Origin of the sequence: Cryobacterium sp. M23 (assembly GCF_002929655.1) — a bacterium.
Classification (GTDB): Bacteria; Actinomycetota; Actinomycetes; order Actinomycetales; family Microbacteriaceae; genus Cryobacterium; species Cryobacterium sandaracinum.
On the sequence record NZ_PJJV01000082.1, the window covers coordinates 167,067 to 193,013 of the forward strand.

Here is a 25,947-nt window from a genome sequence, read left to right on the forward strand (position 1 = left end):
ATCGACCCTGTCGCGACTGGCGTAGCACGAAAGATGGGTCACCATCGGGGAGCGACTGACACGGTTGGTGACCGCACGCCTGGGCCACGACGATTGATCATCACGTCGTTAAACAAGAAGTCTGAGGAGAACCCGTGCCCGAATCCGTGCCATCCACCGTTCTGCGGTCCACATTCAACGAGCCCCTTGAGGTCGTCGACCCCGAGATCGCCGCCGTTCTCGAGCAGGAGCTCGGACGCCAGCGCGACTACCTCGAGATGATCGCCAGCGAGAACTTCGTGCCGCGCGCTGTGCTGCAGTCGCAGGGCTCCGTGCTCACCAACAAGTACGCCGAGGGCTACCCGGGACGCCGCTACTACGGCGGCTGCGAATACGTGGACGTCGCCGAACAGCTCGCCATCGACCGGGCCAAGTCCCTCTTCGGCGCCGCCTACGCCAACGTGCAGCCGCACTCCGGCGCCACCGCGAACGCCGCCGTGCTCTCGGCCATCGCGACGCCCGGCGACACCATCCTCGGTCTGGAACTTGCCCACGGCGGCCATCTCACCCACGGCATGAAGCTCAACTTCTCCGGCAAGCTCTACAATCCCGTCGCCTACGGCGTCGACCCGACCACCTTCCTGGTCGACATGGACGTCGTGCGCGAGACGGCACTCGAGACCAAGCCCAAGGTCATCATCGCCGGCTGGTCCGCCTACCCGCGCCACCTCGACTTCGAGGCCTTTCGCAGCATCGCCGACGAGGTCGGCGCCCTGCTCTGGGTCGACATGGCCCACTTCGCCGGACTCGTCGCCGCCGGCCTGCACCCGTCGCCGGTTCCCTACGCGGATGTCGTGTCCACCACCGTGCACAAGACCCTCGCCGGTCCCCGCTCCGGTCTGATCCTCTCGCGCGACATGGTGCTGGCGAAGAAGCTCAACTCCAACGTGTTCCCCGGCCAGCAGGGCGGCCCGCTGATGCACGTGATCGCCGCCAAGGCGACCGCGTTCAAGCTCGCGGCCGAGCCCGAGTTCAAGGAACGTCAGGAGCGCACCCTGCGCGGTGCCAGCATCCTCGCCGACCGTCTGATGGCGGATGACTCGCGCGCCGGCGGCGTCGACGTGCTCACCGGCGGCACCGACGTGCACCTCGTGCTCGCGGACCTCCGCAACTCGCCGATCAACGGCCAGCAGGCCGAGGACGCCCTGCACGCGGTCGGCATCACGGTCAACCGCAACTCGGTGCCGTTCGACCCGCGCCCGCCGATGGTCACCAGCGGCCTGCGCATCGGAACCCCTGCCTTGGCCACCCGTGGCTTCGGCGACGAGGAGTTCACTGTCGTCGCCGACGTCATCGCCGAGGCGCTCAAGCCCGACGCCGACATCGAGGGCCTCCGCGCCCGCGTCAAGGTGCTCACCGAGGCCTTCCCGCTGTACCCCGGTCTGCAGCAGTAACGTCCGCCGCGCACCCGGCCGCCCTCGACCCGGGTGTCATCGCCGCAGGCTCCGCACCCTGGCGTACGGCCTGCGAACGAATTCGACGGAGATTTTGCTGCGAAAGCCCGCTGGAGGCATCCGTCACCGGCGTGTTGCCCAAAATCTCCGTCGGATTCGCACGTGCCTCCGGCACCTGCGCACCTGCGCACCGGAGCACCGGAGCACCTCTAAACGTCAGACCGACCGACTGAATGGATCCACAATGACGGCAATAACCCTCGACGGTGTCACGACCGCCTCCGTGGTCAAGACCGAGCTCATCGACCGGATCGCGGAGCTCCGCGCGCACGGGATCGTGCCCGGGCTCGGCACGCTCCTGGTCGGCGATGACCCGGGCTCGCGCTCGTATGTCGCGGGCAAACACCGCGACTGCGCCGAGGTCGGCATTGAATCGATCCGGGTCGACCTGCCCGCGTCGGCGACCAGCGCCGATGTGCGCGCCGCAATCGCCGACCTGAACTCCGCCCGCGAGGTGACCGGCTACATTATTCAGCTGCCGCTGCCGGTCGGCCACAACGACAACGCCATGCTCGAACTGATCGACCCGTCGAAGGATGCCGACGGCCTGCACCCGACGAACCTCGGCCGATTGGTGCTCGGCATCGAGGGCGAGCTGGACTCGCCGCTGCCCTGCACCCCGGCCGGCATCGTCGAGCTGCTGCGCCGCTACGACGTGCCGATCGTCGGCCAGCGCGTCGTCGTCGTCGGGCGCGGCCTCACCGTCGGGCGCCCGCTCGGACTGCTGTTCACCCGCAAGGGTCTGGATGCCACCGTCACCCTGACGCACTCCCGCACGGTCGACCTGCCCGGCGAGGTGCGGCGCGCCGACATCGTCGTGGCCGCCGTCGGCGTGCCGCACCTGATCCAGGCGGACTGGGTGAAGCCCGGCGCCGCCGTGCTCGACGTGGGCATCACCCGGGTGACCGACCCGATCACCGGCAAGGGCACCCTGACCGGTGACGTGCACCCGGATGTCGCGAACGTCGCCGGCTTCCTGTCCCCGAATCCGCGCGGCGTCGGCCCGATGACCCGCGCCATGCTGCTGTGCAACGTGGTGAAGGCAGCCGAGCTGTCGCTCAGCAGGTAGCCGGGCGCCACGGGCGGTCGCCTCGTGACGGTCGCCTCTCGGGGCTCGCGCAGGTGGCCGTGCGGGCGAGGCTCGGTGGTGCCGCCGTCGCGGCGCACGCTGTGGAAGCCGGCGCACGGTATTCCCTGCGCCGTGAGTCGTAGCCCGCGCCGCGAGCGTGAGGCAGGCCGGCTCAGCGCTGCGGCAGCGCCGTCACCGAGGCGTGCAGGGCGCAGTGGCGCAGATACTCCGCTGCGTTGTGGCCGAGGCCGGCCACCTCCTCATCCGTCAGGGGCCGCCGCACCTTGGCGGGAATGCCGGCGACCAGCGACCTGGGCGGGATGACGGTGCCCTCGAGCACGACAGCTCCGGCGGCGACGAGGGACCCGGAACCGACGACGGCGCCGTTCAGCACCGTCGCCATCATGCCGATCAGCGAGCCGTCCTCGACCGTGCAGCCGTGCAGCACGGCCCCGTGCCCGACGGATACATTCCGGCCGACGATCAGCGGGAATCCGTGGTCCACGTGGCAGGAGACATTGTCCTGCAGGTTGGAGCCGGGGCCGATCCGGATGGGTTCCGCCTCGGCGCGCAGCACGGCGTTGTACCAGACGCTGGCGTGTTCGGCCAGGGTGACGTTGCCGACGACCACGGCGCCCGGGGCGACGTAGGCGGTCTCGGCCACGACCGGTCCGGGTCGGTCGGGCAGGGTGATGATGCGGGCAGCGCTGTCGGCAGTCATACGCGTCAGCCTATCGGGCTGTCTCGTGCGCAGGCTCTAGGATTTCGGCATGGTCAATTCCGCGCATCCGTCCGTCGACCGGGTTCGGGAGGCTCTCCGCGCCCACGGCCTGGACCCGGAAATTCGCTGGTTCGACGATGCGGCCACAACCGCGGCCGCCGCCGCGGAGGCGCTCGGCATCTCGCGTGGCGCCATCGCGAATTCGCTCGTCTTCACCCTCGATGGTGAGCCGCTGCTCGTGCTCACCTCGGGGGCTCACCGGGTCGATGCGGCGTGGCTGGGGGACAGACTGGGCGGCACGATCGGACGCGCCTCGAAGGATGTCGTCAGGCAGGCCACCGGTCAGGTGATCGGCGGGGTCGCGCCGCTGGGACATCCGTCGCCACTGCGCACCCTGGTCGACGTCGCCCTCGCCGAATTCCCGGTCGTCTGGGCGGCTGCGGGCCACGCGCACACCGTGTTCCCGACCACGTTCGACGAACTCGTGCGAATCACCGGCGGCGAGCCCACCGCCGTCGCGCCCTAGATCCCGACGGCCTCATCTCCGCCACTCGCGCACCGCCGGGCCGGGAGAATGGCTCCCTCGCCGGTGGGCAAAGTCACAGTTCGGCGGCGTACGGCGACGGATGCCCGGTACGTCCCGGGCGCGACCGGCACTGAACATAGACTCGGCAGAGTTGCACCTCTGATCACTTCGATGGCGAAAAATTCACAAAGGATGCTCAAATGCGCGCTCGACATGCTCTCCCGGCCCTGGCCGCCGTGGCCGCCCTCCTGCTTACCGCCTGCGTGGACAACTCCACTCCGACGACTGGCGTCACGGAGGGATCCGCGGCCGAGGTGGTGACCACCGACGAGGAGGCCGCCGCGCTCCTCCCGGAAACGACCGCGACCCCGGGCAAGCTCGTCTTCGGCACCAGCCCGAATTACGCGCCGAACGAGTTCAAAAACGACGCCGGCGAACCGATCGGCTGGGCGATCGACCTGAGTGATGCGATCGCCGCCAAGCTCGGGCTCGAGGCCCAGTACACGGTGGCCAAATTCGAGAACATCATCCCGAATGTCGTCGGCGGCAAGATCGACGTCGGCATGTCGTCCTTCACCGACACTGCGGAGCGTGAAAAGCAGGTCGATTTCGTGAACTACTACCTCGCAGGCATCCAGTGGGCCTCGCCCGCGGGCACGACCGTCGACCCCGACGATGCGTGCGGCCTCAAGGTCGCCGTGCAGTCCACGACCTACCAGGACACCGTCGAGATCCCGGCGAAGAGTGACGCCTGCGTCGCCGCCGGCAAACCGCCGATCCAGAAGGTCCCCCTCGACACGCAGGATGCCGCGGCGAATGCCGTCGCGCTGGGCCAGGCGGACGCCTTCAGCGCCGACTCCCCGGTCACCCTCTACGGGATCGCACAGTTGACGGGCAAGCTGCAGACCGCGGGAGAGACGTTTGAGGCGGCACCATACGGTATGGCCGTGCAGAAGGATTCCGGGATGGCCGAGGCCGTGCAGGCCGCGCTACAGTCGCTGGTCGACGACGGCACCTACGAGGCGATTCTGGACGACTGGGGGGTCGTCGACGGCGGCCTCGACACGATCACACTCAACGCCGGCGCGAGGGGCTAGGCACGTCGCCGCCGCTGCGCGCCGCCTCGACCCCGGGCACCGATTTCGGCCGTCGCGTGCGTGGCTAACTCAGGAGATCCCCGCCGAACCTCGTTCGCACCCGCACAGGTCTGCGGATGCGCACGGGGGGCGGCACGACTTCTCCTGAATTAGCCACGTGGGGCGAGTTCCCGCTGCGTTACTGCTCCCGCGCCGCCCCGTCGGCCGCGCGCACCACGAACAGGTCCGGGACCGCGAAGGCCCGGGCTGCGAACGCGGCCGTGACCGCCGCCGTGACCGCGGGGATCAGGGCGCGCGGGGTAAGGGCGATGGCGGCGCCGCCGAAGCCGCCGCCGGTCATCCGGGCGCCGATCGCTCCGGTGCCGCGCGCGGTCTCCACGGCGAGGTCGAGTTCGGGCACGGAAATCTCGAAGTCGTCCCGCATTGACAGGTGCGAGGCGTCCAGGAGGGCGCCGATCGCGGTCGGTCCCTGCTCGCGCAGGGTGCGCACGGTGTCCTGCACGCGCTGGTTCTCGGTGACCACGTGCCGCACCCGGCGGAACGTCTCGTCGTCGAGCACGTCGGCGGCCCGGCCGAGGTCGTCCACGGTGAGGTCGCGCAGGGAGGGGACCCCCAGCATCCGTGCACCCAGTCCGCAGGATGCCCGGCGCGAGGCATACCCGCCGGTCGAGTGCGCGTGGCTCACCCGCGTGTCGATGACCAGCAGGTCGAGGCCGGCCCCGTCGAATCCGAGCGGGATCACCTCGGCCTCGAGGGTGCGGCAGTCCAGGAAGACGGCGGAGTCGGCCTCGCCCAGCAGGGACGCGGACTGGTCCATGATGCCGGTGGGAGCCCCGACGGCCCGGTTCTCGGCCAGCTGGCCCACCCGGGCGAGCATGCGCCGGTCGAGTCCGAGCTGCCAGAGGTCGTTCAGGGCCACGGCAACCGCACTCTCGATCGCGGCGGAGGACGACAGTCCGGCCCCGATCGGCACGTCAGAGTCGATGAACACGTTAAATCCGGGCAGGGTGGCCAGGTCGGCGCCGAACTGGCCGAGGGCCCATGCCACGCCGAGCGGGTACGCCGACCAGCCGGCCAGGTTCTCCGGAGTCAGGTCGTCGAGGGAGAGCTCCACGGTTTCCGCGGCGAACGAGCTCGCCACCCGCAGCTGGCGGTCGCCGCGCAAGCCGAGCCCGACGAGCGTGCGCCGGTTGATCGCGAAGGGAAACACGAACCCGTCGTTGTAGTCGGTGTGCTCGCCGATCAGGTTGACGCGGCCGGGGGCCGACCAGAGTCCGGCCGGGGCCGCGTCGAAGCGGCTCGTGAAGCCATCCGTCACGGTCTGGATGAGATCGGTCATGCGTGGGCCTGCCCTTCGAGTGTGGTGCTGATAGCGGGAACGGATGCCGCGGCGCCGGCCGCCGCTTCGGTCGCGTCCGTCCCGGCGGAGCGTTCGACCGCGCGGCGAATGTTGTCGGCCGCCTGCTCGGGCGTGACGTCTCCGATCCATGCGCCCATGGCGGCCTCCGACCCGGCCAGGAACTTCAGCTTGTCTGCGGCCCGGCGCGGACTCGTCACCTGCAGCATCAGCCGGATCTCGTCGCGGCGCACCGAGACCGGGGCCTGGTGCCAGGCCGCGATGTACGGCGTCGGGGTGTCGTAGAGGGCGTCGATGCCGCGCAACAGCCGCCGGTAGAGCACGGCGAGCTCATCACGCTCAGCCAGGCTGGTCGCCGCGAAGTCGGGCACGTGCCGGTGCGGCAGCATGTGCACCTCGATGGGCCAGCGCGCGGCGAACGGCACGAAGGCGGTCCAGTGCTCGCCGGTCAGAATGACCCGGCCCCCGGCCTGCTCGCTGGCGAGGATGTCCGCGAACAGGTTTGGTCCGTACTGGTCGAGGGAGGCGATCACGCGCTGGGTGCGCGGCGTGACGTAGGGGTAGGAGTAGATCTGGCCATGCGGGTGGTGCAGCGTGACGCCGATCGCCTCGCCGCGGTTTTCAAACGGGAAGACCTGTTCCACGCCGGGTAGCTGTGACAGGGCGTACGTGCGCTCGGCCCAGGCCTCGATCACCGTGCGGGCGCGCACGACCGACAGGCTCGCGAACGAACCCTCGTTCTCGGGGCTGAAGCAGACGACCTCGCAGCGGCCGACCGAGGTGCGGACGCGGTTCAGTCCGATGGTGTTCAGGTCGTCGAGCCCGGCGGGGGCGTCGGCGTCGGTGAGGAGGGGCCCGAACGAGGGCGACTTGTTCTCGAACACGGCCACGTCGTAGTTGCTGGGCACCTCTGACGGGTTCCCCGGCGTCGACGGGGCGAGCGGGTCCAGGTGCGCGGGCGGCAGGAACACGCGGTTCTGGCGGGCGGCGGCGATCGAGACCCATTCGCCACTGAGCGGGTCCTGGCGCATCCGGGCGGTGGCCGGGCGCGGGTCGAGTTCGCGCAGGTCGGCCGCCCGATCCGGCGGCAGGCTGGACTGCGGGTCATCGAAGTAGATGAGGTCCCGACCATCGGCGAGGGTGTGGCGGTGACGGATGATGCCGGTGTCGGCTACAAAGTCTGGTGTGTTCATGGCGAAAGCAACGTTATCTGATTTGCACATGTGAAATCAGATCTTTTAGGTTGAAAACCAAAGTAAACTAAGTGAAGATTAGGCATGGCTTCTCGCGAATCGACCGAATCGACCGAATCGACCGAATCGACCGCCACGGCCGACCTCATCGACGTGAGCGACGGGCCCGGCGACCGCGGCCCGCTCCCAGCCCACCAGCGGCGGGAGCAGATCCAGCGCCTCGTCGGGGAGCGCGGTTTCGTACGAGTGCGCGAGTTGCGCGAGGCGTTCGGAGTGTCCGGCGTCACGGCGCGGGCCGACCTCAACGTGCTTGAGTCTGCCGGGACGGTGCAGCGCGTGCACGGCGGGGCGGTTCCGGCCGCGCCACCCAGCGGCCGCCCGCTGCGGGAGTTCTCCTTCGAGGAGGCCCTCGCGTCGTCCGTGCTGCCCAAGCAGCAGATCGGCGTGCTCGCCGCGGCCCTCGTCACGAGCGGGCAGAGCATCCTCCTCGACGTCGGCACGACCACCCTCTCTATCGCCCACGCGCTGCTGGCCCGCACCGATCTGACCGACGTCGTCATCATCACGAACGGGCTCAGCATCGCCCTCGCCCTCGAGCCGGCCATCCCGCGGTACACCGTGATCGTCACGGGCGGTTCGCTCCGACCGCTGCAGCACTCCCTGGTCGAGCCACTTGCACGGACGGTGCTCAGCCAGGTTCACGTCGATTTGGCTTTCATCGGCTGCAACGGCGTCGATGCCGGCTACGGGGTCACGAACATCAACCTCCCCGAGGCTGGGGTCAAAACGCTCATGCTGGCCGCCGCGACCCGGGCGGTCGTCGTGGCCGACGCCTCCAAGCTCGGCCAGGTGCACCTCGGGCAGGTCGGCCCGCTGCGCGCGTTCGACACCCTGGTGACGGATGCCGCGGCCGACGAGGTCATGCTGGCGCCCCTCCGCGAGGCCGGCCTGACCGTTCTGCAGCCGGAGTAGGTTGACACTATGCGCGCTGCAACGGGTTTCCAGTATGAATTGAGGGTAGCCACGCCGAGTGGGCCTGCGTTGGCGATCGTCACCGAGGTGGCCGCCGGCCTCCGGCTGTATTCCGTGGACGGCATAGACCTCGTCGAGCCGTTCGCGCCCGAGGCCACCCCGCCGTGGGGCGCCGGCATCGTGCTGATGCCGTGGCCCAACCGCATCCGGGACGGCCTTTGGCGGCACCAGGGCGTCGTGCAGCGCCTGCCGCTCACCGAGCCGGAACAGCAAAACGCCATCCACGGCCTGCTTCGGTATTCGTCCTATCGCATGCTCGACCGCAGCCCGAGTTCGGTCACTCTGGCCGCCACGGTCTTCCCGCAGGCCGGATACCCGTTCCTGCTCGACACGACCGTGCGGTATGCGCTCAACGACAACGGTCTTGCGGTCACCCACACGGTGCGGAACGTGGGCCGGGACGCGGCCCCGGTAGCGCTCGGCGCGCATCCGTACCCGAAGATCGGCGGCGTTCCCACCGAGGACCTCGTGCTCACGATCGCGGCGCGCACCCATATCGACGTCGACGACCGGCAGAACCCCGTCGGGGAATCTTCCGTCGTCGGCACCCGGTTCGACCTGCGCACGGGGTGCCGGGTGGGTGACGTCGATCTCGACGACGGCTTCGGCGGGGTGGGGCCTGAGGCTCCCGAGGTGCGGTCCGACGTGACCGGCGAGGAGTCCGGCACCCCCAGCGTGGCCTCGTTGACCGCGCCTGACGGCCGCAGCGTCACGATCTGGGGCGACCGGAACATTCGCAACGTTCAGGTCTTCACGCCGCGCAACTTCCCCTTCCCGGGGCCGGGCGGCCCGTTCCTGGGCCTGGCGGTGGCGATCGAGCCGATGACGGCCCCTGCGAATGCCTTCAATTCGGGCGCGGGGCTGCGCTGGGTCGAACCGGGGGAGTCCTGGTCTGTGCGCTGGGGCATCCGCCACCAGGGATTTCGCCTCTGATCCGGCATCACCGCGCCCATCACGGTCCGCCGGGCAGAGAGACGGGGTGTCCGCCTCGCGGCGGTCACCCCGTTTCACGGCTTGCCGGCTACGAGAGGACGTCCTTGACCAGGGCCTCGTTCTCGGTGTGCGACCAGAGCGAGTGCAGGTAGCCGACGAGCAGGAGCACGAAGGGCAGGGACACGAGCACCCAGCCGATCGGGCTCAGGCCCCACGATGACATCGTCGGGTCCACGCCCTCGGCCACCGTGCCGGCGAGGAGCCCGAAGCGGCTCATCAGGAGGTACTCGCCGAGGATCAGACCGATGGTGGCCAGCACCGGGGCGATGATGGTCTGGACCACGTTCTCGCTGCCCGCATTGCGGCGGAAGAACGCGATCACCGCGATGCAGACGAGGATCTCGATGAGCACGATCGCCACCACGGCGAGGCCGCTGAACCAGTAGAACATGTTGAGCACCGGGTCGAGCCGGAAAACGGCGAAGGTCACGATGACGAAACCCGTGAGGACCGACGTGGCGAGGGAGGCGGTGCTCGGTGCGCCGCGACCGTTGACGTGGCTGAGCGGCGCGGGCAGCGCGCCGCCGCGGCCGAGGGCGAAGAGGTAACGGCTGGCCGCGTTCTGAAAGGCCAGCAGTCCGGCGAACAGGCTCGAGATCACCAGGACGCCCATCACGGTGCCACGTACTGGGTCGCGAGGGAGAAGAGCACCGCGGCCGGTTCGGCCAGGGGAACCCCGTCGAGACTCGACAGCTCCACGGTCTTCTCGACGACCGAGGATGCACCCATTCCCGTGACCATGGCGAACGCCGTCAGGGCGAACAGCGCCGTGATCACTCCGACCGCCAGGTAGGTGGCGCGGGGGACCACCGTCTTCGGGTCCTTGGATTCCTCGCCGTAGATCGCGGTGGCCTCGAAGCCGATGAAAGACGCGAACGCGAAGGCGAACGCGATGCCCGCCGAGCCGGCCAGCTCGCCGGCGAGGATCGCGGCCGGGTTGAACGAGGCCCAGAAGTTCAGGCCCTCCGGCCCGCCGTCGGCCAGGATGGCGACCGAGGTGACGACCAGTGCCAGGAGTTCGAGCAGCATCAGCACGCCGAGCACCTTGGCGCCGACATCCACGCTCAGCAGCGAGAGCAGCGTGACGGTCGCCCAGGCCAGCAGCGCCCACGCCCACCAGGGGAGCAGGCCGACCTGGGCGCCGAGCAGTCCGCCGAAGAACCCGTAGATCGCCAGCTGGATGGCGAGGTAGGCGCCCGGGGCGGCCGCGCCGTTACCGAGAACGATCGCGACCGGGACCGCGCCGGTCATGCCCACGAGCGGTGCGGCCGCCGCGACCACGAAGAAGACGATGCCGATCACACCGAGGCGTCCCGTGCGTAGGGTGGTCTGGGAGTCGGACGGAGGGGTACTGCGAGTGGTCGTCATGGGTTTACTCCTCATTGAGTTGACGATTGCGTGAGTTGACGAGTGCGTGAGTCGACGAGTGCGCGAAAACGAACGGATGCCGCGATAAACCCGTGCGGCTAGCTGCCGTAGTGCATCCAGACGCCCTTGACCTGCGTGTACGCGTCGATCGAATACGGACCCATCTCGTTGCCCCAGCCGCTGGTCTTGAACCCGCCCCACGGCGCGGCCATATCCGGCACCGGTGGCATGTTCACGAAGATCGCACCGGCACGGATGCCGTTGGCCAGGCGGTGTGCCTTCTCGAGGTCCTTCGTCCAGACCGTGGCGGCGAGCCCATAGTCGGTGTCGTTGGCCCGGTTGATGAGCTCCTGCAGGTCGTCGTCATCGTCGTAGGACATGATCGAGAGCACCGGCCCGAAGACCTCGTCGGTCGCGATGGCCATGTCGTCGCGCACACCGGCGAACACCGTCGGCTGGAAGAAGAAGCCGACCTCGCCGGCCCGGGCGCCACCGGTCACGAGTTCCGCGCCCTCGGCACGGCCGACCGTAACCATCCGTTCGACGTGGGCGAGGTGTTTTTGAGAGACCAGAGGACCCAGCTGGGTGCTGGGGTCCATCCCGGCGCCAAGCTTCAGGCCGGAGACCCCGGCCGCCATTCTCTCGACGAATTCGGCCTCGCGCTTCTTGTTGACATAGAACCGCGTGTAGGCCGTGCAGACCTGCCCGGAATTGAGCATGCCGCCCGCCAGGTTGCCGCCGACGGCCGCGTCGATGTCGGCGTCCGCAGTGATGATGAAGGGGCCTTGCCCCCGAGTTCGAGGGTGATCTTCTTGAGGTTCGAGGCGGCGGAGCACGATGGAGCGGCCGACGGCGGTGGAACCGGCACGAAGGGCGGCCTTCGCGACTAAGGACCTGTGGGTGACCCGGTACGCCGAGGACGAGCGCTACCCGACCGGCGACTTCGTCAATCAGCACGCGGGCGGCGCCGGCCTGCCTACATCGAAGCCGACCGCGACATCGACGGCCAGGACATCGTGCTCTGGCACACGTTCGGCCTCACCCACTATCCGCGCATCGAGGACTGGCCGATCAGGCCCGTGGACACCGCTGGTTTCAAGCTGAAGCCCGATGGCTTCTTCGACCGCAGCCCGGTGCTCGATGTGCCGCCGTCGACGCCCGTCGAAGAGGGACACTGCCATTGCTGAGTGTGCAGCGCGCCGGGGTCGAGGGAAGACGGGTTTCCCTCCCCGGCCCCGATCCGGCAGTCTGGGAGGATGGCCGAGAAGATGAGGCAGAGCAACCAGACCGAGACCGGTCCAAGTGCAGCACGGGCGGCAGCCGCCGCCCGGCCGCCGCTGAGCCTGCCGGACGCCGTGCGCCTGACGGCCCTGATCCGCATGAAGCGGCTCGCCATCGGACTGCTCCTCCTGATGGCGGTGGTGTTCGCCACCTCGTTCGCGCTGCAGGAGAGCTACCCGTGGCTGCAGTACGTGCGCGCCGCGGCTGAGGGCGGCATGGTCGGCGCCCTAGCGGACTGGTTCGCCGTGACGGCCCTGTTCCGGTACCCGCTGGGCCTGCGCATTCCGCATACGAACATCATCGCCAGCCGCAAGGACGAGATCGGGGCCAGCCTGGGTGAATTCGTCGAGACGAATTTCCTCTCCGAGGCGGTCATCCGTGGCAAGCTCGAATCGCTGGGTGCGTCCCGTCGGCTCGGCGCGTGGCTCTCCCAGGAGGAGAACGCGCGCCGGCTCACCGACGAGGTCGCGGTGGCGGGCGCCGGTCTGCTCAACCTGCTCAGCGACGACGCGATCCAGGAGCTGATCGAAACCGTGGCCCGCGAGAACCTGCTGAAGCCGGAGTGGGGTCCGACAATCGGGCACGTGGGGGCGCGGCTGGTCGAGTCGGGGCAGCAGCACGCCGCCGTCGACCTGCTGCTGGAACGGGCCGAGGGCTGGCTGTTGGAGCATCCGGAGGCCTTCGGGCGGGCCGTGTCCCAGCGCCTGCCGACCTGGCTCCCCGGTTTCGTCGACAAGCTGGTCGACGACAAGGCGCACCGGGAGGTGCTCGCCTTCGTGGCCACCGTGCGTGCGGATGCCGCGCATCCGCTCCGCCAGGCCATCGATCGTTACCTCGTCGAGGTGACCGACGACCTGCAGCACGAGCCGGCGATGATCGAACGGGTGGAGGCGCTCAAGCTCGAACTGCTCGACAGCGCCCGGCTGCGCGATTTCGCGAGCAAAACCTGGGAGGCCGTGAAGGTCTCCCTGACGGCGGCGCTGAACGACCCCTCGAGCGGGTTGCGCACGGGCATCCGCTCGACCGTCATGGAGGTCGGCGGGAGACTGTCCACCGACCCGGCCCTCGGCACCCGCGTCGACCGGTGGCTGGCCGACAGTGCAAGCTACATCGTGCGCCGGTACCGGCACGAGATCGCCGAGGTGATCACCGAAACCGTCGCGCGGTGGGACGCGGCCGAGACGGCCGAGAAGATCGAACTGCAGATCGGAAAGGACCTCCAGTTCATCCGCATCAACGGCACCGTGGTGGGCGCGCTCGCCGGCCTGGTCATTTTCGCGCTCGCCCAGGCCGTTGTGGCACTGGTGTAACGCGGCCCTGGACTCCCGCCCCGAATGGGGAATACTTGGAATCCAGCCCATCCGGTCGATCCCGGTGTACGATTCCAGGCTCGGAAATCTGGCGGACCACCACGGCCGGCTCCTGAACCGGGTGACGGTACGGCTCGTCGCCGACAGCAGCGACGGGGTCGCGTTCGTACCGTCCAGTGCGGCGCCGACGCCGCCGCCGGGCCGATACCGGTCCACGGATACGTATGCGCACTGGGCCGACGTTCTCGCCTCCCGGATGGCGCCGCTCCTCGGCGCCGACCGGGTCGCGACCCCTGACGCCGAACCGGTGCCCTCCGACGACCAGGCGAGGGCGAAGGAGGCGCGGCGCCAGCTCGCGGTCGACCAGCTCGGGATCGTCGACACCCCGCCCGAGGAGCGCTTCGACCGCATCGCGGCACTGGCGCGCATCCTGTTCGGCACCCAGTCCGCGGCGCTCACGGTGATCGATGGCGATCGCCAGTGGCATAAGGCCCGCATCTGAGTGGCCGATGCCGAGTCGCCGCGGTCCAATTCGTTCTGCGCGGTCACCATCACGGGCACCGCGGCTATGGTGATACCGGATGCCCTCCTCGACGACCGCTTCCGAGACAATCCACTCGTGGTGGGCGAGCCAAAGTTCAGGTTCTACGCCGGATTCCGGATCGAGTCGCCGTCGGGGGACCTCATCGGGGCCCTCTGCGTGTTCGACTCGGAGCCGAGGGCGGCAGGAACCGTCGACCTCGTGCTGTTGCGCGAGTTGGCGCTGATGGTGCAGCGAGAACTCGCAAGCCAGTTCACCGCCGAGTAGCGGACGCACCCGTAGACGCACCCCTAGGCGGCGTGGGCGACACCGGCGGGTGCCGATCCGGGCGACAGGCGCGTGCGCGGGGCCGCGCCGATCACGGCGTTGTCCGGAACCCGCAGATCGCGTTCGACGACCGCTCCGGGGCTGAGCCGTGCCCCGCGACCGATCCGCACATAGCTGCCCAGCCGCGTGGCGCTGCCGACGACAGCGTCCGCGCCGACGTGCACGTTCTGGCCGATGAACACGTGAGAACCGATGACCGCGTCCTGGTCGATCCAACTGCCGGGGCCGATCCACGCCTCCGCCCCGACCCGCGCGCCGCTCTCCACGTAGGCGGTTCGGGATACGAACGCCTCGGGGTGCACGCGTGCGCTGGGGGACACCAGTCCGCGTCCGTTGGGGTGACGCCGGTACCGGGTGATGATCCCGGTCTCGATTTCAACTTCTTCATTCACTCTGCCCACGGGGCCTCCTTCTCAGGTCGCCGGCATCGGGCATGCCGGCACCATGTCAGAGAAGTATGGAGCAGCTACCCGAACGCCGCCCGAATCATCGCTGGGTGCTCGCCGGGAGTCCGGAGTCGATGCTGGGCCCGGGCGAGACCCGGGTCTGCACCGACGCTGATCCTGTGAGTGGGCCCCGTCGGGCTCGAACCGACGACCCAAGGATTAAAAGTCCTTTGCTCTACCAACTGAGCTAGAGGCCCGCGGTTAATAATGTACAGGGGATTTTTGATCCGTTTTTCTAGGTACCGTGGGAGAGGGTTTTCTGCAGACGAGACGGATGTGCCCACAGCGAACACGAAACCGAGCCCAGGAGGATGCCATGGCCGAGAATTTTCACAAGCCGACCCAGTTCTCCGGCAGCAAATTCGAGTCCTTCCAGGGGGGCGAAGACCCGGCACTGATCAGCCGGGTGGCGCATGAAACCGCGCACGCGCTTCTGGCCCGCGTGCGCAGCGACCCTGACCCCGACATCGTCGAGCGGCTCGTGACCTACACCGACGAGAACGGCGTCGACGCGGTGGCCGAACTCTGGTCGCGTGCAACGCCGCGCAGCCTGCCCGGGGCGCTCTGGCGGATCTACCTGGTGCGGTTGCTCATCCGCCAGGATCCCGAGGGCACGGCGTTCCTCTACCAGCGCGGAACCGAAGTCACGGTTGCGATCGACCCGGTCATCGCCGGGGCCGCAGTGCCCACGGGCACGGCGGAGATTATCGTCCTGGCCGACCAGATCCTGCGGGGGATCTTCACCGGGGATTTCGCCGTGGCACTCGACCGCGCGGCGGCGTTCTGCCGCGTCATCTCCGTTGGCTGCACCAGCGTCGCGGACGACCTGGAGACGACCGAACCGCTCCGGTCCACCGAACTGACCACCCGCGCCCTCCGGTTCTCCACCACCGCCCAGGAGTTCGGCTCGTGCGCCCGGCTCTGGCGCAGTGACTCGCTGGACTGACCTGTCTAACTGATCGGCCGCGAGCCGTCCCGCCGGGTGCGCGATCCGCATCCGGGTCGTTTACACTGGACTCTGGTCGGGCCGCAGTAACCCCGGGCTCCAATATTCGCCGCTGTGAGCGGCCTCGCGCCGAGAGGCGTTCTGCGGTCCGGCCTTCACTCTTCCTCCGCCTGTCGTGACACACCAATCCGATTCGGTCTCCGCGCCGAACCATGGACGTGGACAAGACCTGAGATGCTTGTTCTCATGAGTGCTGAATTCAACGTCAACCGGGAGGGGACTGTTCCTGTCTCCCATGAGGAATTGCTGGGCCGGGTGGCGCAGGGAGACGAAGGAGCATTTGGAGAGCTGTATGACCGGATGGCCTCGCGTGTTCTCGGTCTCGTTCGACGTCTTCTGGTTGACCCTTCGCAGTCGGAGGAAGTGACGCAGGAGATCTTCCTGGAGATCTGGCAGACGGCGACGAGGTACGAGGCCCAGCGCGGCGGGGCGTCGACCTGGATCCTGACCATGGCGCACCGCCGGGCGATCGACCGGATTCGGTCGTCGCAGGCCAGCCGCGACCGGGATATCAAAATCGGCATCCGTGATCTTGCGGTTGCCTACGACGAGGTGTCCGAAACGGTCGGAGTACGAATCGAGCACGAAAGAGTGGAAAAGGCGATGTCCAGATTGACGGAACTGCAACGCCAGGCGATCAGCCTCGCCTACTACGGCGGCCTCAGCCAGAGTGAAGTCGCCGAGCGGTTGCAGATCCCTCTCGGAACTGTGAAAACGAGGCTGCGCGACGGCATGATCCGCCTGCGCGACGAGTTGGGAGTGGCGTCATGAGCGACAACACCCGGAATGACGACCCCCGCAACGCCGCCGGGCAGAACCCGGGCGAGCTCGCCGGCGCCTACGCCCTCCACGCCCTGGGCGCGGAAGAGGCCGCCGTCTATGAGGAGCACCTCAAGGCGTCCGAGCCGGCCCGCATCGAGGCGGCCGAGCTGAGTGACACCGCGGTGGCGCTGGGCCTTGCCGCCACCCCCGTTCAACCCTCGGCCGGACTCAGGGCCTCCCTGATGGCCAAACTTGCCGCCACGCCGCAGCTCGCGCCCCTGCCGGCCGATCAGACGGCACCGGCCACCCCCGCGCCGCGCGTCGATCCCGCTCCGATCCAAGGCGCCACTGCAGCGGGCAGCGCCTCCGAGCGCGCCCGCCTGCGCTGGTTCCAGCGGCCCGTCGGCGTTCTCGCGGCGGCCGCCGCGGCCGTCGCCCTCTTCGCGGGCGGCACCTTCGTCGGCCAGTCCCTGGAGTCCGACCAATTCGAACAGGACCAGGCGGCCGGTCTCGTGCAAATCACGGCGGCCGCTGACATCCAGCGCGCGTCGGCGACCACCGCCGACGGTCAGGAAGCAACCCTGGTCTGGTCCGAAGAGAGCGGACTCTCAGCGCTCCTGGTCGACGACCTGCCGGACTTGCCGTCCGACCGGGACTACCAGCTCTGGTACATCGGCGGCTCCGGCGCGGTTCCCGCCGGAATCTTCGACTCGTCCGGCACCGGCACCGGCACCGTCTGGCGCGTGCTCGACGGCAGCCTCACCGCCGGCGACACGATCGGCGTCACGGTCGAGCCGAAGGGCGGCTCGGAGCAGCCCACCAGCGACCCGATCCTCGCCATCCAGAGCTCCTGAGCTGCTTGATCTGAGTCGATCCCGACCTGATCCTGACCTGCTCCTGACCCGATACTCTATGCTCGTCAAATGACTGTTCGGCGAATGACGCTGCCCTTCACCTTGCTTCTCGACCCGGTTCCCGCCGACGCGCCGCAGACGGAATTCGACGACACGTTCCACGAGGTGGACTCGGATGCCCCGGCGTTGCGGGTGGGGGAGTTGAGCGCCCAGCGGGGCGACGGCGTCTTCGAGACACTTGGCGTGGTCGGCGGCCACCCTCAGGCGGTCGGCCCTCACCTTGCCCGGCTGGGCACCTCGGCCGCGACCTGTGAGCTGCCCGAGCCGAACACGGCTCAGTGGCTGGCCGCGATCGCGCACGTGGTCGACCGCGTCCCGCACGAGGGCGAAGTTGTGCTCAAACTCGTCTACAGCCGCGGCGTCGACTCCGGCCCGGCACCCACGGCCTGGCTTCACGCGACCCCCGCGCCCGACTTCGCCGTCGTCCGCGAGGACGGCATCCGGGCGGTCACCCTGGACCGCGGCTACCCGCACGGCGTCGCAGGGCAGGCGCCCTGGCTCCTGATGGGCGCGAAGACGCTCAGCTATGCGGTCAACATGGCCGCCCTCAGGGAGGCCCGCCGCCGCGGCGCCGACGACGCGATCTTCCTCACCCACGACGGCTTCGTGCTCGAGGGGCCCACCTCGACCGTGATGCTCTGCAGGGGCGACGTCTACGTCTCTCCCCTGCCGAGCGGAGCAATCCTGCACGGCACCACCCAACAGAGCGCGTTCGAGCACCTTCGGGCGGCAGGGGAGCGCACGGAATACCGCGACATGAGCGTCGACGAGCTACGGTCGGCGGATGCCGTGTGGCTGCTCTCCAGCCTGCGCCTGGCCGTGCACGTGACCGAACTCGATGGCAGACCAATGCCCGTCGACTCCGAGCGCACCCGCACCCTCAACGCCGCCCTGCTCGCCCGCACCGTCTGACGCCCCACCCACAGCCCGTCGCCCCGCAGCCCGCTTGCTAACCAATTCGACGGAGATTCTGCTCCAATCGTGCCGTTTCACGCGTAATCGGCGCGTTCAGGGCAGAATCTCCGTCGAATTCGTTCGGGGCACGGAGCCAGGGCGCAGTGCTGTCCGCGCGCCAGGCACGGAACCGGGCTTAGCCGAAGCGGCCGGAGACGTAGTCCTCGGTGGCCTGCTCGCTCGGGTTGGAGAAGATCGTGGTCGTGTCGTCGTACTCGATCAGCTTGCCGGGCTTGCCGGTGCCGGCGATGTTGAAGAATCCGGTGCGGTCGGAGACCCGGGATGCCTGCTGCATGTTGTGAGTGACGATCACAATCGTGTAGTCGGCCTTCATCTCTTCGATCAGGTCCTCGATCGCCAGCGTCGAGATCGGGTCGAGGGCCGAGCACGGCTCGTCCATCAGGATGACGTCGGGCTGCACCGCGACCGCGCGTGCGATGCAGAGGCGCTGTTGCTGCCCTCCGGAGAGGCTCGAGCCGGGCTTGTCGAGGCGGTCCTTGACCTCTTTCCAGAGGTTCGCGCCCTGCAGCGACTTCTCGATCAGGTCGTCGGCGTCGGACTTGGCCATCCGGCGGTTGTTGAGCTTCACGCCGGCCAGCACGTTGTCGCCGATCGACATGGTCGGGAACGGGTTCGGGCGCTGGAACACCATGCCCACCTGGCGGCGCACGAGCACCGGGTCGACGCCCTGGCCATAGAGGTTGTTGCCGTCGATGAGTACATCGCCCGTGACGTACGCCCCGGGGATGACCTCGTGCATGCGGTTCAGCGTGCGCAGGAACGTGGACTTGCCGCATCCGCTGGGCCCGATCATGGCCGTCACGGTTCGAGGCTCGATCACCAACGACACGTCTTCGACAGCCAGAAACTTGCTGTAGTAGACGTTGAGGTCGTTGACTTCAATGCGCTTGGACATGCATTCCTTTGGTTCAGACGGCCGGGGCCGGGAGGTGGAGCCTAGCGGCCGAGCTTGGGGGAGAAGATTTTGGCGATGACGCGCGCGCCCAGGTTCAATAGCATCACGATCAAGATAAGCGTCAGGGCGCCGGCCCAGGCACGGTCGAGGTAGGACTGGGTGTCTGCGCCCTGGTTAGCGTACTGGGTGTAGACGAACACGGGCAGGGTCATCATGCGCTCGTTGAACAGGTCGTAGTTCATGCTGGCCGTGAACCCGGAGATGATCAGCAGCGGCGCCGTCTCACCGATCACGCGGGAGATCGAGATCATGATCCCGGTCACGATCCCGGCGAGGGATGTCGGCAGCACGACCTTGACGATGGTCAGCCATTTCGGCACACCGAGCGCGTACGCCGCCTCGCGAAGCTCGTTGGGAACAAGCTTGAGCATTTCCTCGCTCGAACGAACGACGACGGGGATCATCAACACTGTGAGGGCGATGGCGCCGCCGAATCCGAAGCGGATGCCGGGGTCGTTGAACAGGAGAGAGAACAGGGCGAACGCGAAGAGTCCCGCGACGATCGACGGGATGCCGGTCATGACGTCGACGAAGAACGTGATCGCCCGAGCCAGCCGGCCTCGGCCGTACTCGGTGAGGTAGATCGCTGCCAGGAGGCCGATCGGCACCGAAATGAGCGTGGCCACACCGGTGATCAGCAGCGTGCCGATGACGGCGTGCAAGGCGCCGCCGCCCTCGCCCACGACGTTGCGCTGGGATTGGGTGAAAAAGCTCGGGGTGAGGAACGCCGGCAGTCCGTTGACCAGGGTGGTTATGACGAGCGAGAAGAGCGGCAGCAGGGCGACCGCGAAGGCCACGGTCACGAGGGCGGTGACCAGGCGGTCCTTGGCCTTGCGCACGCCCTCGACGAAGTACGAGAGCAGGTAGATGGCGACGCAGTAGACGACGGTGCCGAAGAAGAGCGTTCCGACGACGTTGAATCCCTCGGCGGCGCCGGAGAGCATCACCACGAAGAAGAACGCGCCTGTGACCAGCCAGCTGGCCAGGAGCACGGCCAGAGAGGTGTGCCGAGGAAGCTTGCCCGCGGTGAGGGAGTTCGTCAGGGGCGCGGCCGTGTTCGTGGCCGTGGTCGTCAGGCTCATCAGTTCGCTCCGGAGAATGCCTTGCGGCGGTTGATGATGACGCGGGCGATCATGTTCACCACGAGCGTGATGACGAAGAGAATGAGGCCCGTCGCGAGCAGAATATTGACGCCGACGCCGTGCGCCTCCGGAAAGTTGAGGGCGATGTTCGCGGCGATTGTGGTGGGGTTCTGCGAGGTCAGGAGCTGGAAGATGACGTCCCGGCTCGGTGAGAGCACCATGGCGACGGCCATGGTTTCACCCAGGGCCCGGCCGAGGCCGAGCATCGAGGCGGAGATGATCCCGGCACGGCCGAAGGGCAGCACGGCCATGGCGATCATTTCCCAGCGGGTTGCGCCGAGGGCCAGTGAGGCCTCCTCGTATAGCACGGGGGTCTGCAGGAAGATCTCCCGGGACAGCGCCGTGATGATCGGCAAGACCATGACAGCCAGCACGATGGCGACCGTGAGCGTCGTGCGCCCGGTGCCGGAAACCGGGCCGGCAAAGAGGGGGATCCAGCCGAACCACTCGACCAGGTTCGTGTAGAACGGCTGCACGAGCGGCGCGAGCACGCCGATGCCCCACAGCCCGAAGACGACGGAGGGCACGGCGGCGAGAAGGTCGATCAGGTAGCCCAGGCCCTGCGCGAGCTTGCGGGGGGCATAGTGCGAGATGAAGAGCGCGATGCCGATGGCGACGGGCACGGCCATGATCAGCGCGAGGAACGCCGCCCAGAGTGTGCCGAACACGAGCGGCCAGACATACGACCAGAAGTTGGTGGTGTCGCCCTTGAACTCCTCCGGGTCGGCGAGAAAGGCCGGCAGGCTCTGCACGAGCAGAAAGGCCGCGACGGCGGCGAGAATTGCCAGGATGAGGCTGCCGGCCACAATCGTGCTCGTGGCGAAGATGCGGTCGCCGGGGCGTTCCTTGGCCTTGAGCGAGGGTCGCTCTACTGCGGTCGTCATGCCGGGTATCTCCTTGGGAGGGTTGGGGCAAAAGCTAAGAAAGAGAGGTTCAGGTCACAGGCCACGAACCCCAGTCTGCCCGACCCGGTGCTCGCAAGCCATGCGAGTCCCGGATCGGGCAGCTGAGGAACGGCGAAACAGGAGCTACTTGATGGTATCGAGAACCGCTGCGACCTTGTCCTGAAGTTCGGTCGTCATCGATGCCGCGCCGGCGGATGCTACCGCTTCGGCCTGGCCCTCGGCGCTGGCCATGTAGCCGACGTAGGCCTTGACGAGCTCAGCCTGGGCGGGGTCGGCGTACTCGGTGCAAACGATCGCGTAGCTGACCAGGACCAGCGGGTACTCGGCCGGGTTGTCGGTCATGCGGTTGAGGTCGAACGCGAGGTCGTTGGCTTCGCGGCCCTCGACGAGAGGAGAACCGTCGACGACGGCGGCGGCGGCTTCGGCGCTGTACGCGACGAACTCGTCGCCGACCTTGAGCTTGGCGACCCCGAGGTCTCCGGCGCGCGACGCGTCGGCGTAGCCGATCGTGCCCACGCCGTTGGTGACGGCGTCGACGACGCCCGAGGTGCCCTGCGCACCCTCACCGGTCTGGAACGGGAAGGTGTCGGAAGCCTTCTCGGTCCACACGTCCGGGGCGTTCTGGCCGAGGTAGTCCGCAAAGTTCTTCGTGGTGCCCGAGTCATCCGAGCGGTGCACGGCGGTGATCGCGGTCGACGGGAGCGAGACGCCCTCGTTCAGTGCGACCAGGGCCGGGTCGTTCCAGGTGGTGATGGCGCCGGAGAAGATCTTGGCCAGCGTGTCGGCGTCGACGTTGAGGTCGTCGACCCCATCGACGTTGAAGATCACAGCGATGGGGGAGATGTAGACGGGCAGGTCGACCGCGGTGGTGTCCGCTGCGCAAGAACCGAAGGTGCCGGCGAGCTCGTCGTCGCTCAGGTAGGAGTCGGAGCCTGCGAAGTCGGAGCCACCGGCGATGAACGCCTCCCGACCTGCGCCGGAACCGGACGGGTCGTAGTTGATGGTGACGTCCGGGTTCGCGGTCTGGAACGCTGAGATCCAGGCTTCCTGGGCTGAGCCCTGGGAGGACGCGCCACCGGCGTTGATCGTGCCGGTGAGGGCGCTGGCGGAGTCGGACTCCGGAGCGGCGCCTTCGTTCGCGGCGCATGAAGACAGTGCCAGTGCGGCGACGACGGCGATGACCGCGGGTCGGCCAAAACGCATGAAATTCACAGATATCCCTTTCGAGGGTTGACTTCATAACAAGTGACTGCAGGTTCGAGACCGGTGCTGGCCTCACCGTAACCATATTCCGCCTGGTTAACGACACCCCTGCGAAAAGGTTAACGGAAAGTGAACGCGGCGGGGCAGGCCGAAAGAAGCAGCGGGGTATTCACTGAATACCGTGGTCAGAGGGCAGGCGAGTGTGTTTCGATCGCGACGATTCCCGCGCTCGGATTGTCGGCGGAGAGGTGCACCACCGAGAACGACCCGGTTTCGAGGGCCGCCGCGTCGGAGATGTACGCACCGTGGGTGGTGCCGGTGGCCAGGGCGATCTCGTGCAGGATCTCGGGGAGAACCGGCCCGTGGCTACAGATCACAGCAGTCTTTCGCGACCGCACCCGCTTGCCGATGCCGGAACGGACATCCGCCAGGCCCTGCTCGAACGCGTCCTGGCTGTAGCGTTCGGTGCGCTTGATCTGGATGCCGGTGGCCGCCGCGAGCGGGGCCACGGTGGTCACGCAGCGGGTCGCCGTGCTCGACACGATCCGCAGGGGCTGCCAGGCGGTGATCGTGGGCACGATGGCGGCGGCCTGCTTGACGCCGCGCTCGGTCAGCGGCCGGCTGCAGTCGGGGCCGTCCCAGTTGCCGGGCTGCACGGCCTTGCCGTGGCGGAGCGCGATCAGGGCGAAGGTGCGGGTGACACCGGTGTCGACGAGCTTGGCGAACGCGTCGATGATCTCCACGTCGGGCGTGTAACTGAGGTAGGTGCGGGCCTTCTTGATGGTGACCCACTCGATCGCCGCGACCTCGCCGTTGGGCACGAAGGTCGAGTGCTGGATGGCCTCGGGCGTGATCTCTGCGGCCCAGTAGTGAACGATCTTCTCGCGGCCGTTGAGCAGCGAGTAGGCGGAGATGCCCAGTGGCACGCCGAGGGCCACGGCCAGGCCGGTCTCCTCCCCGATCTCGCGCACGGCCGTCTGCGGCAGGGTCTCGCCTGGGTCGACCTTCCCTTTGGGAATGGTCACGTCGCCGTACACGGTGCGATGGATCAGGAGAACGTGGATCTTGCCGTCGATCAGGCGCCAGCAGACGGCGCCCGCAGCGTAGATGGCAGGGTCGCTCATCGGCGCCCCGCCGGGCGCTTGCGGAGGGAGATTTGTTGCATGAGCCTGTTCTGCATGTCGTCGAGCGGATGGCCGGAGCCGTCCAGGTGGTGGCGCGTCCATTCGCCCGAGCTGTCCAGCCACCAGGATGAGGTGCGGTCGTCCATGGCCCGGGTGAAGAGGGCGTCGATTTCGGTCAGGTGGTCAGGGTCGACGAGGCGCACCAGCGCCTCGACCCGGCGGTCGAGGTTGCGGTGCATCATGTCGGCGCTGCCGATGTAGACCTGCGGGTCACCGTTGGTGTGGAACGAGAAGATCCGGGAGTGCTCCAGGTATCGCCCGAGAATCGAGCGCACCTTGATGGTCTCGCTCATCCCGGGGACCCCGGGCTTCAGGCTGCAGATGCCGCGCACCCAGATCTCGATCGGCACGCGCGCCTGGCTGGCCCGATACAGTGCGTCGATGATGGCCTCGTCGACCATGGAGTTCACCTTGATCCGGATGCCCGACGGCTTCCCGGCCTGGGCGGCCGCGGTTTCCGTCGCGATGCTCTTGAGCAGGGCGCGGCGCAGGTGCAGCGGTGCCACCAGCAGGCGCTTGAATTTCTTCTCGATCGCGTAGCCGGAGAGTTCGTTGAACAGACGGGTGAGGTCCTTGCCCACCTGCGGGTCCGCGGTCAGGAGCCCGAGGTCTTCGTAGAGGCGGCTGGTCTTGGGGTTGTAGTTGCCGGTGCCGATGTGGCTGTAGTGGCGCAAAACGCCGTCTTCGTTCCGCACCACGAGCGCGAGTTTGCAGTGCGTCTTCAGGCCCACGAGGCCGTAGACCACGTGCACGCCGGCCTTCTCGAGCTTGCGGGCCCAGGTGATGTTGGCCTGTTCGTCGAAGCGGGCCTTGATCTCCACCAGGGCGAGCACCTGCTTGCCCGACTCGGCGGCTGCGATCAGCGCCTCGACGATGGGGCTGTCGCCCGAGGTACGGTACAGGGTCTGCTTGATGGCGAGCACGTCCGGGTCGGCCGCGGCCTGCTCGAGGAACGCTTGCACGCTGGTCGCGAACGACTCGTACGGGTGGTGCAGCAGGATGTCCCGGCGCGAGATGGCGCTGAAGATGTCCGGTTCCGCGTTCGGTTCCGGGGCGAGCAGCTGAACGGCCGTCGTCGGCACGTGCTTCACGTAGCGCAGGTCCGGGCGGTCGATCCGCAGGTCGAACAGGCCGCCCAGGTCGAGCGGGGCCGGCAGGCGGTACACTTCCTGATCGGTGACGTCCAGCTCGCGCACGAGCAGGCCGAGGGTGACCTCGTCCATGTCTTCGGTGATCTCGAGACGGATGGGCGGGCCGAACCGGCGGCGCAGCAGCTCCTTCTCGAGGGCCTTGATCAGATTCTCGGTCTCGTCCTCTTCAATCTCGACGTCTTCGTTGCGGGTGACCCGGAAGACGTGGTGCTCGAGGATGTCCATGCCCGGGAACAGGTCTCCGAGATGGTTCGCGATCAGGTCCTCGAGCGTGATGAAGCGTACGCTGTCTGCCTTCTCGCGGCGGTCCACGCGCACGAAGCGGGGGAGCATGGTGGGCACCTTGAGCCGGGCGAACTCCTGCTTGCCGGTTTTGGAGTTGCGCACCCGGACCGCGAGGTTCAGCGAGAGCCCGGAGATGTAGGGGAATGGATGCACCGGGTCGACCGCGAGGGGCATCAGCACCGGGAAGATCTGGTTCGAGAAGTAGTCGCGCAGGGAACGGCGGTCGGCGTCGTCCAGGGTGTCCCAGTTGACGATGTCGATCCCGGCTTCGGCGAGGGCCGGGCTGACGAGGTCCTGGAAGGCGTGGGCGTGCCGGGCCTGCAGAACGTGGGCCGTGGTGGAGATGTCGGAGAGGGCGTCCTGCGGGGCGCGCCCGATGTTGGTCGGCACGGCCAGCCCGGTGAGGATGCGGCGCTTCAGGCCGGCGACCCGCACCATGAAGAATTCGTCGAGGTTGCTGGCGAAGATGGCCAGGAAGTTCGCCCGTTCCAGAGCCGGGAGATCGGGGTCCTCCGCGAGCTCGAGCACCCGCTGGTTGAAGGCCAGCCAGCTCAGTTCCCGGTCGAGGTAGCGCTCGGTAAGGAGCGCCGGATCGTTCACGCCGATCAGGGGATCGAAATCATCGTCAAAGTCGCTGCCCAGGCCCGAGTCGGTCTGAATGTTATCGCCGTCCATTCAACCATCTTGACACTGCGGACCGCGCGAATGCGA

The 25,947-nt window shown here is 68.0% G+C and carries 26 protein-coding genes, 1 tRNA gene, 1 pseudogene and 1 riboswitch; of the genes and pseudogenes, 14 read left to right on the forward strand and 14 right to left on the reverse strand.

Annotation, left to right across the window (positions count from 1 at the left end; all coding sequences use genetic code 11):
* Positions 1-2: 2 nt before the first annotated feature.
* Positions 3-92: riboswitch (ZMP/ZTP riboswitch) on the forward strand.
* A 42-nt stretch (positions 93-134) separates the two neighbouring features.
* Positions 135-1,433, forward strand: coding sequence for a serine hydroxymethyltransferase (gene glyA / locus CXY82_RS16305; RefSeq protein WP_104171825.1), 1,299 nt, complete (start codon positions 135-137; stop codon positions 1,431-1,433).
* Positions 1,434-1,677: 244 nt separating this feature from the next.
* Positions 1,678-2,562 (forward strand): bifunctional methylenetetrahydrofolate dehydrogenase/methenyltetrahydrofolate cyclohydrolase, encoded by an 885-nt coding sequence (locus tag CXY82_RS16310; RefSeq protein WP_104171826.1) that lies wholly within the window; start codon positions 1,678-1,680, stop codon positions 2,560-2,562.
* A gap of 172 nt (positions 2,563-2,734) precedes the next feature.
* Here CXY82_RS16310 and CXY82_RS16315 read toward each other — a convergent pair whose 3' ends face one another.
* Positions 2,735-3,283, reverse strand: a complete 549-nt coding sequence (locus tag CXY82_RS16315; RefSeq protein WP_104171827.1) for a gamma carbonic anhydrase family protein — start codon at positions 3,281-3,283, stop codon at positions 2,735-2,737.
* Positions 3,284-3,332: 49 nt separating this feature from the next.
* Between CXY82_RS16315 and CXY82_RS16320 the strand changes: the two genes are divergently transcribed.
* Together CXY82_RS16320 and CXY82_RS16325 are read left to right on the forward strand one after the other, a co-directional pair.
* On the forward strand, positions 3,333-3,809 hold the full coding sequence (locus tag CXY82_RS16320) for a YbaK/EbsC family protein (RefSeq protein ID WP_104171828.1): 477 nt from the start codon (positions 3,333-3,335) through the stop codon (positions 3,807-3,809).
* A gap of 200 nt (positions 3,810-4,009) precedes the next feature.
* Positions 4,010-4,906, forward strand: a complete 897-nt coding sequence (locus CXY82_RS16325) for an ABC transporter substrate-binding protein (protein WP_104171829.1) — start codon at positions 4,010-4,012, stop codon at positions 4,904-4,906.
* Between the two features lie 178 nt (positions 4,907-5,084).
* Here CXY82_RS16325 and galK read toward each other — a convergent pair whose 3' ends face one another.
* Both galK and galT read right to left on the reverse strand, forming a co-directional pair.
* Positions 5,085-6,245, reverse strand: coding sequence for a galactokinase (galK, locus tag CXY82_RS16330; protein WP_104171830.1), 1,161 nt, complete (start codon positions 6,243-6,245; stop codon positions 5,085-5,087).
* Positions 6,242-7,456, reverse strand: a complete 1,215-nt coding sequence (gene galT, locus CXY82_RS16335) for a galactose-1-phosphate uridylyltransferase (protein ID WP_104171831.1) — start codon at positions 7,454-7,456, stop codon at positions 6,242-6,244. Before galT ends, galK begins: the two co-directional genes overlap by 4 nt.
* Before the next feature lie 84 nt (positions 7,457-7,540).
* On the opposite strand from galT, the gene CXY82_RS16340 reads away from it, so the two are divergent.
* Both CXY82_RS16340 and CXY82_RS16345 read left to right on the forward strand, forming a co-directional pair.
* Complete coding sequence (locus CXY82_RS16340) at positions 7,541-8,428, forward strand: DeoR/GlpR family DNA-binding transcription regulator (RefSeq protein ID WP_104171832.1); 888 nt, start codon at positions 7,541-7,543, stop codon at positions 8,426-8,428.
* A 9-nt stretch (positions 8,429-8,437) separates the two neighbouring features.
* The gene (locus CXY82_RS16345) at positions 8,438-9,421 is read left to right on the forward strand and encodes an aldose 1-epimerase family protein (RefSeq protein ID WP_104171833.1); all 984 of its coding nucleotides are present in this window, start codon (positions 8,438-8,440) and stop codon (positions 9,419-9,421) included.
* Between the two features lie 88 nt (positions 9,422-9,509).
* Here the strand turns inward: CXY82_RS16345 and CXY82_RS18195 are convergent, their stop codons facing one another.
* The 3 genes from CXY82_RS18195 to CXY82_RS16355 all read right to left on the reverse strand — a co-directional run bounded on the left by CXY82_RS18195 (position 9,510) and on the right by CXY82_RS16355 (position 11,685).
* Positions 9,510-10,097, reverse strand: a complete 588-nt coding sequence (locus CXY82_RS18195) for a hypothetical protein (RefSeq protein ID WP_233199390.1) — start codon at positions 10,095-10,097, stop codon at positions 9,510-9,512.
* Positions 10,094-10,849 (reverse strand): hypothetical protein, encoded by a 756-nt coding sequence (locus tag CXY82_RS18200; RefSeq protein WP_233199391.1) that lies wholly within the window; start codon positions 10,847-10,849, stop codon positions 10,094-10,096. Before CXY82_RS18200 ends, CXY82_RS18195 begins: the two co-directional genes overlap by 4 nt.
* Before the next feature lie 98 nt (positions 10,850-10,947).
* The gene (locus CXY82_RS16355; protein WP_158252213.1) at positions 10,948-11,685 is read right to left on the reverse strand and encodes an aldehyde dehydrogenase; all 738 of its coding nucleotides are present in this window, start codon (positions 11,683-11,685) and stop codon (positions 10,948-10,950) included.
* A 28-nt stretch (positions 11,686-11,713) separates the two neighbouring features.
* Between CXY82_RS16355 and CXY82_RS16360 the strand changes: the two are divergent.
* From CXY82_RS16360 to CXY82_RS16375, 4 genes and pseudogenes are all read left to right on the forward strand, one after another.
* Positions 11,714-12,036: pseudogene (locus CXY82_RS16360) on the forward strand (histamine oxidase); the annotation flags it as partial.
* A gap of 69 nt (positions 12,037-12,105) precedes the next feature.
* The gene (locus CXY82_RS16365; protein WP_233199392.1) at positions 12,106-13,440 is read left to right on the forward strand and encodes a DUF445 domain-containing protein; all 1,335 of its coding nucleotides are present in this window, start codon (positions 12,106-12,108) and stop codon (positions 13,438-13,440) included.
* Between the two features lie 64 nt (positions 13,441-13,504).
* A complete protein-coding gene (locus CXY82_RS16370) occupies positions 13,505-13,942 on the forward strand; it encodes a hypothetical protein (RefSeq protein WP_104171835.1) in 438 nt (145 codons plus the stop codon).
* Positions 13,943-14,248 (forward strand): GAF domain-containing protein, encoded by a 306-nt coding sequence (locus CXY82_RS16375; RefSeq protein ID WP_104171836.1) that lies wholly within the window; start codon positions 13,943-13,945, stop codon positions 14,246-14,248.
* 23 nt (positions 14,249-14,271) lie between these two features.
* Here CXY82_RS16375 and CXY82_RS16380 read toward each other — a convergent pair whose 3' ends face one another.
* Entirely contained in the window at positions 14,272-14,709 is a 438-nt protein-coding gene (locus CXY82_RS16380; RefSeq protein WP_104171837.1) for a hypothetical protein, read from the reverse strand.
* Positions 14,710-14,878: 169 nt separating this feature from the next.
* Positions 14,879-14,951 (reverse strand) — tRNA-Lys (locus CXY82_RS16385).
* Between the two features lie 119 nt (positions 14,952-15,070).
* On the opposite strand from CXY82_RS16385, the gene CXY82_RS16390 reads away from it, so the two are divergent.
* From CXY82_RS16390 to CXY82_RS16405, 4 genes are all read left to right on the forward strand, one after another.
* Positions 15,071-15,700: a DNA-directed RNA polymerase subunit beta gene (locus CXY82_RS16390; RefSeq protein ID WP_104100162.1), complete on the forward strand. Its 630-nt coding sequence runs from the start codon at positions 15,071-15,073 to the stop codon at positions 15,698-15,700.
* A 246-nt stretch (positions 15,701-15,946) separates the two neighbouring features.
* Complete coding sequence (sigK, locus tag CXY82_RS16395; RefSeq protein ID WP_104171909.1) at positions 15,947-16,531, forward strand: ECF RNA polymerase sigma factor SigK; 585 nt, start codon at positions 15,947-15,949, stop codon at positions 16,529-16,531.
* Positions 16,528-17,376, forward strand: coding sequence for an anti-sigma factor domain-containing protein (locus tag CXY82_RS16400; RefSeq protein ID WP_104171838.1), 849 nt, complete (start codon positions 16,528-16,530; stop codon positions 17,374-17,376). Before sigK ends, CXY82_RS16400 begins: the two co-directional genes overlap by 4 nt.
* A 69-nt stretch (positions 17,377-17,445) precedes the next feature.
* Positions 17,446-18,348, forward strand: coding sequence for an aminodeoxychorismate lyase (locus CXY82_RS16405; protein ID WP_233199393.1), 903 nt, complete (start codon positions 17,446-17,448; stop codon positions 18,346-18,348).
* Between the two features lie 178 nt (positions 18,349-18,526).
* On the opposite strand, the gene pstB is transcribed toward CXY82_RS16405, so the two are convergent.
* The 6 genes from pstB to CXY82_RS16435 form a co-directional block, all read right to left on the reverse strand.
* Positions 18,527-19,306: a phosphate ABC transporter ATP-binding protein PstB gene (gene pstB / locus CXY82_RS16410; protein WP_104171840.1), complete on the reverse strand. Its 780-nt coding sequence runs from the start codon at positions 19,304-19,306 to the stop codon at positions 18,527-18,529.
* A gap of 41 nt (positions 19,307-19,347) precedes the next feature.
* On the reverse strand, positions 19,348-20,448 hold the full coding sequence (pstA, locus tag CXY82_RS16415) for a phosphate ABC transporter permease PstA (RefSeq protein WP_104171841.1): 1,101 nt from the start codon (positions 20,446-20,448) through the stop codon (positions 19,348-19,350).
* Positions 20,448-21,392: a phosphate ABC transporter permease subunit PstC gene (pstC, locus tag CXY82_RS16420; protein WP_104171842.1), complete on the reverse strand. Its 945-nt coding sequence runs from the start codon at positions 21,390-21,392 to the stop codon at positions 20,448-20,450. The genes pstA and pstC overlap by 1 nt, the downstream gene beginning before the upstream one ends.
* A gap of 144 nt (positions 21,393-21,536) precedes the next feature.
* The gene (gene pstS, locus CXY82_RS16425) at positions 21,537-22,625 is read right to left on the reverse strand and encodes a phosphate ABC transporter substrate-binding protein PstS (RefSeq protein ID WP_370443718.1); all 1,089 of its coding nucleotides are present in this window, start codon (positions 22,623-22,625) and stop codon (positions 21,537-21,539) included.
* A gap of 176 nt (positions 22,626-22,801) precedes the next feature.
* Complete coding sequence (locus CXY82_RS16430; RefSeq protein WP_104171843.1) at positions 22,802-23,740, reverse strand: NUDIX hydrolase; 939 nt, start codon at positions 23,738-23,740, stop codon at positions 22,802-22,804.
* A complete protein-coding gene (locus CXY82_RS16435; protein WP_104100155.1) occupies positions 23,737-25,911 on the reverse strand; it encodes an RNA degradosome polyphosphate kinase in 2,175 nt (724 codons plus the stop codon). The genes CXY82_RS16430 and CXY82_RS16435 overlap by 4 nt, the downstream gene beginning before the upstream one ends.
* Positions 25,912-25,947 lie beyond the last annotated feature (36 nt).

Excerpts from the sequence above, each read along its gene's own strand:
- CXY82_RS16310 (WP_104171826.1), top strand. The coding sequence starts at position 1,678 with ATGACGGCAATAACCCTCGACGGTGTCACGACCGCCTCCGTGGTCAAG.
- pstB (WP_104171840.1), bottom strand. The coding sequence starts at position 19,306 with ATGTCCAAGCGCATTGAAGTCAACGACCTCAACGTCTACTACAGCAAG.
- CXY82_RS18200 (WP_233199391.1), bottom strand. The coding sequence starts at position 10,849 with ATGACGACCACTCGCAGTACCCCTCCGTCCGACTCCCAGACCACCCTA.
- pstC (WP_104171842.1), bottom strand. The coding sequence starts at position 21,392 with ATGACGACCGCAGTAGAGCGACCCTCGCTCAAGGCCAAGGAACGCCCC.
- CXY82_RS16400 (WP_104171838.1), top strand. The coding sequence starts at position 16,528 with ATGAGCGACAACACCCGGAATGACGACCCCCGCAACGCCGCCGGGCAG.
- CXY82_RS16325 (WP_104171829.1), top strand. The coding sequence starts at position 4,010 with ATGCGCGCTCGACATGCTCTCCCGGCCCTGGCCGCCGTGGCCGCCCTC.
- CXY82_RS16315 (WP_104171827.1), bottom strand. The coding sequence starts at position 3,283 with ATGACTGCCGACAGCGCTGCCCGCATCATCACCCTGCCCGACCGACCC.
- CXY82_RS16365 (WP_233199392.1), top strand. The coding sequence starts at position 12,106 with ATGGCCGAGAAGATGAGGCAGAGCAACCAGACCGAGACCGGTCCAAGT.
- CXY82_RS16390 (WP_104100162.1), top strand. The coding sequence starts at position 15,071 with ATGGCCGAGAATTTTCACAAGCCGACCCAGTTCTCCGGCAGCAAATTC.
- CXY82_RS16320 (WP_104171828.1), top strand. The coding sequence starts at position 3,333 with ATGGTCAATTCCGCGCATCCGTCCGTCGACCGGGTTCGGGAGGCTCTC.
- CXY82_RS16345 (WP_104171833.1), top strand. The coding sequence starts at position 8,438 with ATGCGCGCTGCAACGGGTTTCCAGTATGAATTGAGGGTAGCCACGCCG.
- sigK (WP_104171909.1), top strand. The coding sequence starts at position 15,947 with ATGAGTGCTGAATTCAACGTCAACCGGGAGGGGACTGTTCCTGTCTCC.
- CXY82_RS16430 (WP_104171843.1), bottom strand. The coding sequence starts at position 23,740 with ATGAGCGACCCTGCCATCTACGCTGCGGGCGCCGTCTGCTGGCGCCTG.
- galT (WP_104171831.1), bottom strand. The coding sequence starts at position 7,456 with ATGAACACACCAGACTTTGTAGCCGACACCGGCATCATCCGTCACCGC.
- galK (WP_104171830.1), bottom strand. The coding sequence starts at position 6,245 with ATGACCGATCTCATCCAGACCGTGACGGATGGCTTCACGAGCCGCTTC.
- CXY82_RS16340 (WP_104171832.1), top strand. The coding sequence starts at position 7,541 with ATGGCTTCTCGCGAATCGACCGAATCGACCGAATCGACCGAATCGACC.
- CXY82_RS16405 (WP_233199393.1), top strand. The coding sequence starts at position 17,446 with ATGACTGTTCGGCGAATGACGCTGCCCTTCACCTTGCTTCTCGACCCG.
- pstA (WP_104171841.1), bottom strand. The coding sequence starts at position 20,448 with ATGAGCCTGACGACCACGGCCACGAACACGGCCGCGCCCCTGACGAAC.
- CXY82_RS16435 (WP_104100155.1), bottom strand. The coding sequence starts at position 25,911 with ATGGACGGCGATAACATTCAGACCGACTCGGGCCTGGGCAGCGACTTT.